The sequence below is a fragment of the Deltaproteobacteria bacterium genome, assembly GCA_016235345.1.
Classification (GTDB): domain Bacteria; phylum Desulfobacterota; class Desulfobacteria; order Desulfobacterales; family Desulfatibacillaceae; genus JACRLG01.
Map to the genome: position 1 here is coordinate 33,292 of JACRLG010000021.1, position 7,342 is coordinate 40,633.

A 7,342-nucleotide genomic window follows, 5' to 3' on the forward strand; every position below is an offset into this window, starting at 1 on the left:
GGCTTTGCCGCAAGGGAAAGATTCGGCGGCCCTTTGCCGGTTTCGGGTTGATGGATGAAGACAGTGGTAGTATTATCAAAAAATGGTAGCGATTGAAACAGAAAATACGACACATCGCGTCATAAAAGAGGCGTCGGACGACCGATTTGCGGCGGCGGCCCTGGCCATGATCGCCGTGGCGGTTTTTGCGGCCTATGGCAACGCGGTCAGGGTCCCCTTTCTCCTGGACGACGCCCTGAACGTGGGAAACAACCCGTCCATAAGGAATTTGCGGGATATCGCGGCGGTACTGGCCGGTTCGGCTCATACCGGGGTGGCGGGCCGCCCGGTCAGCAACCTTACCCTGGCCGTAAACTGGGCTTTCGGGGCTGATAACCCTTTTGGATACCACCTTTTCAATATCCTGATTCACTTAGGCTGCGCCTTCGCCCTGTTCGGAGTAGTGCGGCGGAGCCTTCTTCTGCCCGCCCTCAATGAACGGTACGGAAAATGGTCCCTCCGCCTGGCCTTTTTTTCCGCGCTGGTCTGGGCTGTGCATCCGCTCACGACCCAGGCTGTGACATATGTGACCCAGCGTATAGAGGCCATGATGGCCTTTTTCTTTCTTTTGGTACTTTATTGCTCAATTCGGGCGCTTGGGTCAAAAAGGCCCGTTTTGTGGCAGATTGGCGCAGTTTGCGCCATGTTCCTGGGCGCAGGCTCGAAGGAGGTCATCGTTGCCGCGCCGCTCTTGGTCTTTCTGTACGAAAGGACCTTCACCGAGGCGTCTTCGGCCAGGATAATCAGGCGATCTCCGGTCCTTTACGGCGGGCTGGCCCTGGGCTTGGGCTTCCTCTTCTTCCTGGTGGCGGGGGGCGGCACCTCGTCCAAGGCGTACGCGGGCCACGACCAGTACACGTCCCTCGCTTATCTCCTGAATCAGCCCGAAGCCGTGGCGGGCTACATAAGGCTCGCTTTCTGGCCGGACAGGCTTTGCTTCGACTACGGCTGGCCCTCGGACGGCCTTTTCGGCTGGCCGCATCCGAAGGCTTTAAGGGTTCTCGCCTACGCCCTCCCCCTTGGGGCGGTTCTGGCCCTGGCCCTTTGGGGGGCCTTTCAACGCCGGGCCTGGGCCTATCCGGTTGTCTGGTTTTTCGTGATCCTTGCGCCCACGTCATCGGTGCTTCCCCTATGGTGCGTGGCCTCGGAGCAAAGGGCCTACCTGCCTCTGGCGGGCCTAACCGTACTTTTCGTTTTTGCCGTGCACGGATTTTTCGCAAGATATTTGAAGGACTCACGCTGGGCAATCGGCCTTTTCGCCGTCCTGGTGCCGGTACTGGCCCTTGCCACACATAACCGGAACGCGGCCTACGCCACCGAGCTTTCCATCTGGATCGATACCGTGGAAAAACTTCCGGGCAACTCCCGCGCCTGGACCAACGTGGGCAAGGCCCTTTACTACGAAAACCGGCCAGGCGAGGCCAAGAGCGCGTTTTTAAAGGCCATCGGGATAAAGCCGGACCTTTCTCCGGCCCATAAGGACTTGGGGGCTCTTCTGGCCGAAACCGGGGACATGGAGGCCGGATTGCGCCATCTGCGCGAGGCGATCCGTTTGGCTCCCCACGAGGCGGAAAACCACAGGGTGCTCGGCGAAGTATTGCTGAGGGGCAAAAGAAACGCGGAGGCCGTGGACGCATTCCAGGCGGCGCTTAAGGTGGACCCTTCGTCCGTACCGGCCAAAATGGGCCTGGGCGCGGCCTGTCTTTCCGCAGGAGAGGTGGAGCGGGCGGAAAGGCTCTTTCGCCAGATATGCGAAAATGAGCCCGGACTTGTCGACGCCCGGATAAATCTTGCGGTGACTCTCCTGGTGAAAAAGGACGCTCGCGGCGCGGAAGCCGAGTTTTACGGGGCGCTTCGCCAGGACCCCGGCTCGATCCGGGCCGCCCTGGCCCTGGCGGAGCTTCTCGAAGGCCAGGGCCGAAGGGACGAAGCGGCGATTCTATGCCGGGACGTATTGCTCCGCAATCCGGGCCATCAGGGAGCGATTGACGCCCTTGCCCGCTTGTCGTTTTGACCGGGGTGGACATGAATATGGCAATGCGGAATGAAATTTTTGCGCGTCTCCTGAGAAGGCCGATCCCGCTTCTTGTGCTGGCCGCCTTCGCCCTTCTGGCCTGCGCCTCCCAGGCGTCCAAGGACGGGTTTCGTGAAATCGCGCCCGGAATCTGGCTCGCCGAGTTCGACTCCCCGGTAAAGGCCACCACCGGAACCTCAAAAATCATAGCGGTCAGGGCCGATCCGGAAAAAACCAACCTCGCCCTGTTTATGTCCTCACACACCGGCGGGCGGCTCGCCACGGTAAAGGAATGGGCGGAGGCGGGGGAGCTTTTGGCATGTATCAACGCCAGCATGTATCAGGCCGACCACAAAACATCCACCGGCCTCATGCGCCGCCCCGGCCACGTGAACAACCCCAGGAAAAACAAGCGCTTCGGGGCCTATCTGCTCTTCGACCCCTCAAGCGCCGATCTGCCCGCCTTCAGGATGATGGACCGGGAAGACAGGTCCCTCAAGGGATCTCTCAAAAAGTACCGCTCTGCGGTCCAGAATTACCGCATGATCAATTCCGAACGCAAGATCACCTGGGCTGCAGGCGGATCGGCCACGCCCATCGCCTGCGTTTCGGTGGACGGCAAGGGCAGGGCGCTTTTCATTTTTTCGGAATCCCTATACACCGTGCATGATTTTGCCAGGGCCATTCTCCTGCTTCCAATGGACGTGCGGACAACCATGTACGCCGAAGGGGGGCCGCCCGCCGGGCTGTACGTCTCGGCTGGCTCGGTGCGGAAACAGTGGGCAGGCTCGTTCGACCTCTACCCGCTTCCCAACGTGCTGGGAATAGTGCCCAGAAAGGCCGCAACTGCGACTGGAAATTGATGCCCGATCTTTTTCTTTTAAGGGAACTTGCGGTCATCGCCGCCGTGGGGGCCGCCGTGACGGTTGCGCTTTGGCGCTTGAGGCTCCCCGCCGTTGCCGGGCTATTGGCGGCAGGGGCGCTGGTGGGGCCTTACGGGCTTAAGCTGGTAAGTGAAATCCACGCCATCGAGGCCATCGCCGAGGTGGGGGTGGTGTTTCTCCTTTTCACCATCGGCCTTGAATTTTCTCTGGACCGCCTTGCCAACATTTTCCGCCGGGTGGCGGTCGGTGGCCTTGTCCAGGTGGCCGGGACCCTCGCAGTATCCGCCCTTGTCGCCCATGCCTTCGGAGCCTCCACCCCCCGCGCCGTATTCATGGGAATCACAGTATCCCTTTCCAGCACCGCCATCGTTTTGCGCGCACTGGCTGACCGTGGCGAAACCGACGCCCCACATGGCAGGTTCATTGTGGGAACCCTCATTTTTCAGGACCTGTGCATAGTCCCCATGATGCTGGTTCTGCCGGTCCTCGCCAGCCCGGCTCCGCCCGCCGAAACAGCCCTGCAACTGGCCGCCGCCCTTGGAAAAGCAGCTTTCGCCATAGTCTTGACCCTTTTTTTCGCCCGCCACCTTGCGGGCTATGTGTTTAGGCGCGTGGACGCAAGCCGCAGCCGGGAAGTGTTCCTGCTGGCGGTGCTGGCCATGTGCGTGGGCACGGCCTGGCTGACCTCCCTGGCCGGGCTCTCCCTCGCCCTTGGGGCCTTTCTGGGCGGAATGGTGGTTGCCGGAACCGAATTTCAGCACAGGGCCCTGGGCGACATCATCCCCTTCCGGGACGCCTTTGTGAGCGTATTTTTCGTGTCCCTTGGAATGCTCTTCGATGTTCGCACCATCGCCAATCATCCATTGGAAGTGGCCGGAGTGCTTTTTGCACTGGTTTTCGGAAAAGCACTTCTGGCAGGGCTGGCCGCAGCCATCATGAGATTTCCCGCAAGGGCGATATGGCTTTCCGGCATCGGCCTTGCCCAGTTCGGCGAATTCGGATTCGTGCTCCTTAAAGCCGGGGAGCCGCTGGGGCTCATAGACAAGGATTTTTCGGACATCCTCATGGCGGGCGGGGTGATCAGCATGTTTCTGACCCCGGTCCTCATCGGGCTCGCCCCCCACATAACCGCCGGAGAACGCATCCTGGCACCCCTTGCCAGACTTTTGGGCGCAAAAAGCATGGATGACGACCCGGAGACCGAAAAGCTCTCCGGCCACGTTATAATGGTGGGCTACGGCGTGGCCGGAAAGCTGGTGTCCGAGGCCCTCACCGCAAGCGGCGCGGCCCACATCATACTGGAACTGAACTCAGTCACCGTTTCAAAGGCGAGAAAAACGGGTGTGCCGATCTATTACGCCGACGCCACAAGCCGGGAAGCCCTTCTGCACGCCCGCGTGGAAACCGCCCGCGCAGTGGTGGTGCTGATTAACGACCCGGAAGCCGCCCGCCGGGTGACTTTGGCCGTCAACGCAGCAGCGCCTTCGATTCCGGTCATCATACGTTGCCGCTATCTTGGGGAGGCCCAGGGGCTTCTGGAAATGGGGGCCACAGACGTTGTGGCCGAGGAAGTGGAAGCCGGGGTCGAAGTCCTGGCAAGGCTTTTGCGCCGCCTTGAAATTCCCCGGAACGTGATAGAAAACAGGATCAGCGAGACAAGGCAGGAGCTTGGATCCCTCAACCGGCGAATTACCGTGCCTCGAATAACCGTGTGCGAAACCGGGGCGCTTTCGGAACTCAAGATAGAATCCGTAATGGTTGCCGCAGATTCGACAGCCGTTGGAAACACCCTTGCAGAACTGGACCTTCGCCGAAAAACCGGAGCTCTGGCCGTTGCGGTGAAACGGGACGGAGTGCTTTTCGATCCGCCGGATTCGGCAGGCCCCATAAAAACGGGTGACACTCTTTTTCTCGTCGGGCAGCTGGAGGCCATGAACCGGGCCATGAAACTTTTCGGCGCAAAAATCACCCCGCCCCCCGAAAAAAACGAAACCCCGTGACGGAAAAACCGTCAGGGGGCTCAAAAATCGCTCATCAATACTTCAGCCGTTTCAGTGCCGCTTTCTAAGCTGCGTTTTCGCTTCCCCGGCCTTCCTGCCCTCGGCCACCGCAAAGGTTTTCTTGCATTTATGGCAGGTTACCCGCCCGTGGGCAAGAATGCTGCGGGTCCGGTCCTGCCAATGCCCGCAATGCGGGCACGCAAGGCGCTTCATGATCTGTGCAAGAGCCGCAGCATTGAAGATCACGCTCATCCGCCCCCTAAAGGCAAAGGCAAAAGCAGCCTCCGGCGGCTGGGGGAGCTGCGCTCCCCCAGACCCCCTTTTATCGGGGCCTTGGAGTTGGAATTGCTGCGCCATTCCAACTCCAAGGACAGGTTTGAGACTTCACCCCAAGTGCAACGCCTCCTGACAAGGGCTTTCCCAACTTTCCCTACCGGCAGTACCAGGGTGATCACAAGCGATGAGCCGGCGTCCCCTATAAATCCATCTTTCGCCGCCCGCAATTACGGCACGCGGCTGAAGTCCTGAAAGCGATGAAGTGCAAGCGGGTGGGCGGGGGAGGCCGTGTACTCAAGGTACATAACGACCCCGCCCACCCGCGCTGACACAGCAATTCGCGCTTTCAGGGCTTCAGCCCTTCATCTCGGAAATCTTTTCCGTGAGTGCCGGAATAAGCTCCAGGATGTCGCCCACGATTCCCACCTCGGCCACCTGGAAAATGGGGGCCTTGGGGTTCTTGTTCACCGCAACGATGAAGGGGTTGCCCTTGATGCCGCCCAGGTGCTGGAAAGCGCCCGAAATGCCCATGGCCATGTACACCTTGGGCTTCACGGTCTGGCCGGATGTGCCCACCTGGCGGCTCTTTTCCAGCCACTTGGCGTCCACGATGGGCCGCGAGCAGGAAACGTCCGCGCCCATGATCTTGGCCAGATCGAATGCGATTTCGAGATTTTCCTGGCTTTCGATGCCGCGACCCACCGAGACCAGGACGTCGCTCTTGGTGATGTCCACGTCGCCCACTTCGGCCTCCACCACTTCGAGAAAGCGGCGCTTGGCGGCGGGGACGGCTCCGGCGTCGGCGGTCTTGTCGGCAACTGCGCCGTTAACGACGGGAACATCGTCGGACGCGAACACGCCCGGACGGCAGGTGAGAACCGCGCCGCCGGACACGTCGATCTTCATCTTGGCGTAAACCTGGCCCGCGTATTCCTGGCGGTTGACGGTGAGGGCGGCGCCTTCGAGGCCGTCTACGCCCACCACGTCGGCGCAGTAGGCCGCGTTCATTTTAACCGACAGGCCGGGGCAGAGGTCCATGCCAAAGGGCGTGAAGGGCGCCAGAACGATGGAGCCCGCCGGGATGAGCTTCACCAGCATGGGACGGATAAGCTCGGCGTTGGGATAGGCCAAAGCGTCCGCCGCGATTTTCCACACGTTGGCGTAATACTTGGCGGCCTCGGCGGCCACGGCGTCGCAATCTGCGGCCTTTCCCACCACGATGGCGGTGACGGCGGCAGCGGCGTCAATCTTCTTGGCTGCAAGGCAAAGCTCGGCCACGGTGTCGTCGGCCTTGCCGGATTTGTGCTGGATGATGGCGAAAATGGCCATTATTTTATCCCTCCCTTTGCCTTCAGAAGTTCGATGAGCTTATCAACCTGCTCGTCGGTGGAGCCTTCGATCATCTCCGCGCCCTCGCCAAGAACCGGCACGAAATAGGCGGCCCGCTTCACTTTCGCGCCCGCGTCGCCGATGGAGGCGGCGTCGAGGCCGCAGGCGTCCTTGCCGTGACAGGGGATTTCAACCGAGGCCACCTTGCGGATGCCCCGGATGCCCACGTAGCGGGGCTCGTTGATGCCGGTCTGGATGGAAAGCACGCAGGGAAGCTCGATTTCGTTCATCTCCTGGTTGCCGCCCTCGATTTCACGGCCAACCGTGAGCTTGCCGCTTCCGGCTTCCACCTTGTTGACCACCGAGGCGTAGGGCCAGTCAAGGAGGGCCGCCAGCATGCCGCCCACCTGGCCCGCGCCGTCGTCCGCCATGGCGCCCGTGAGCACCAGATCGTATTTCCCCATGCTTACGCACTTGGCCAGAATCTTTGCGATCCCAAGGCCGTCGGAGCCCTCGAACGCCGAATCCTTCATGATGATGCCGGTGTCCGCGCCCATGGCCATTTCGCGCCGGACGATCTCTTCCGCGTCGTCGTCGCCCACCGCCACAACCGTCACCGAGCCGCCCACCTTGTCGCGGATCTGGATGGCTTCCTCAACCGCGTAGTTGTCCCACTCGTTGACGGAGTAGACCAGATCGTCGCGCACGATGTCGCTTCCGTCCTTGTTCACCGCAATCTCGTTCTCTGCGGTGTCGGGAACGCGCTTCACGCAAACCAGAATTTCCATGTTGTGTCTCCC

6 protein-coding genes are annotated in these 7,342 nt (G+C 61.0%); 3 read left to right on the forward strand and 3 right to left on the reverse strand.

Translation table 11 applies throughout. The features are described 5' to 3' along the window. The first annotated feature begins 82 nt into the window (after positions 1-82). The 3 genes from HZB23_10235 to HZB23_10245 are packed head-to-tail and all read left to right on the forward strand — an operon-like array spanning position 83 to position 4,937. Complete coding sequence (locus tag HZB23_10235) at positions 83-2,053, forward strand: tetratricopeptide repeat protein (protein ID MBI5845034.1); 1,971 nt, start codon at positions 83-85, stop codon at positions 2,051-2,053. An 11-nt stretch (positions 2,054-2,064) separates the two neighbouring features. Continuing rightward, the gene (locus HZB23_10240; GenBank protein MBI5845035.1) at positions 2,065-2,916 is read left to right on the forward strand and encodes a phosphodiester glycosidase family protein; all 852 of its coding nucleotides are present in this window, start codon (positions 2,065-2,067) and stop codon (positions 2,914-2,916) included. Further along, entirely contained in the window at positions 2,916-4,937 is a 2,022-nt protein-coding gene (locus HZB23_10245; GenBank protein MBI5845036.1) for a cation:proton antiporter, read from the forward strand. The genes HZB23_10240 and HZB23_10245 overlap by 1 nt, the downstream gene beginning before the upstream one ends. A gap of 51 nt (positions 4,938-4,988) precedes the next feature. Here HZB23_10245 and HZB23_10250 read toward each other — a convergent pair whose 3' ends face one another. From HZB23_10250 to HZB23_10260, 3 genes are all read right to left on the reverse strand, one after another. Continuing rightward, positions 4,989-5,189, reverse strand: coding sequence for a hypothetical protein (locus HZB23_10250; GenBank protein ID MBI5845037.1), 201 nt, complete (start codon positions 5,187-5,189; stop codon positions 4,989-4,991). A 378-nt stretch (positions 5,190-5,567) separates the two neighbouring features. Continuing rightward, the gene (locus tag HZB23_10255) at positions 5,568-6,545 is read right to left on the reverse strand and encodes an electron transfer flavoprotein subunit alpha/FixB family protein (protein ID MBI5845038.1); all 978 of its coding nucleotides are present in this window, start codon (positions 6,543-6,545) and stop codon (positions 5,568-5,570) included. Beyond that, positions 6,542-7,330 (reverse strand): electron transfer flavoprotein subunit beta/FixA family protein, encoded by a 789-nt coding sequence (locus tag HZB23_10260; protein MBI5845039.1) that lies wholly within the window; start codon positions 7,328-7,330, stop codon positions 6,542-6,544. The genes HZB23_10255 and HZB23_10260 overlap by 4 nt, the downstream gene beginning before the upstream one ends. Positions 7,331-7,342: the final 12 nt, after the last annotated feature.